This window comes from Bradyrhizobium genosp. SA-3 (genome assembly GCF_004212635.1).
Lineage (GTDB): Bacteria > Pseudomonadota > Alphaproteobacteria > Rhizobiales > Xanthobacteraceae > Bradyrhizobium.
This window is the reverse complement of sequence record NZ_PSRT01000373.1, coordinates 1-269: the sequence shown is the minus strand read 5'-3', so window position 1 is coordinate 269 and position 269 is coordinate 1. Positions and strand designations below refer to the sequence as shown.

Genomic DNA, 269 nt, shown 5'->3' with positions numbered 1-269 from the left:
AGGTCAAGTTCTGCCGCGGTCTTGACCGCGCGCAGCCGTTCCAGCACGAATTGCGCGTCCGCCAGCGACGCGCCGCCGAGCTCTTTGCTCAGGAGATCCTTGGCATCGGACGGCAGGAAACTCGGCTCGAATCCGACGCGTTTCAGGCCGGCGCCCAGCGCCTTGATGTGATCGATGGCGAGACGGATCGCGTCCGTGCTACCCCAGGAAGCGGTCTTGACCGCGGGCGCCGCAATGCGGCCGAGTTCCTTCTCGAACCCTTCCATGCG

At 65.8% G+C, this 269-nt stretch carries 1 protein-coding gene; it reads right to left on the bottom strand.

Annotated elements, in window-relative coordinates; genetic code table 11:
- Nucleotides 1–269: aminopeptidase P family N-terminal domain-containing protein (locus CWO91_RS42520; protein ID WP_208753165.1), on the bottom strand; the 269-nt coding region annotated here is incomplete at both ends.